Here is a 437-nt window from a genome sequence, read left to right as displayed (position 1 = left end):
CGCATAACCCTGCTCGCGCGCTCCGTTGGCGATCTCAAGCCCGCCCAGATAAACGTCTGCACCCAGCCGGCGCGGGCTCTCCGCATCCTCGCGCTTGGCATAGATGGCGGCGGCTTCGCGCATCAGCGTGAGCGCACGCGCCACCTGCCCGCCGCGCTCGAGATGGATAGCGAGGATGAATGCGACCTGCGCGCGGATCGCATGATCCGCAGGCATTTTTTTGACGGCCAGCGCATAGCCGTCCTCGCCGATTGCGATCGCCTCGGCCTCGCGCCCGCCTTCTGCGGCATAATTCGATGCTGTGATCAGCGCGCGCACCGTATCGGGCGCGCGTTCCTCCCGGTTTTTCGGGATCGAGCGCAGTGTGAGTTCCTGCGCCTCTTCAAAGCGCCCGAGGCGCGCCATGCTCACCGCGAGGTTGCCGACCGCGTCGAGAG

At 66.6% G+C, this 437-nt stretch carries 1 protein-coding gene; it reads right to left on the bottom strand.

Going from position 1 to position 437, the window contains the following annotated elements; translation table 11 throughout:
- The coding region (locus M3175_RS24470; protein WP_251524610.1) for a hypothetical protein at positions 1–437 on the bottom strand (437 nt) is incomplete at both ends.

The sequence above is a fragment of the Robertmurraya korlensis genome (assembly GCF_023715225.1).
Taxonomy (GTDB): Bacteria; Bacillota; Bacilli; order Bacillales; family Cytobacillaceae; genus Robertmurraya_A.
Note: the sequence above shows the minus strand (reverse complement) of the source record. Positions and strands in the feature narration are given on the sequence as shown.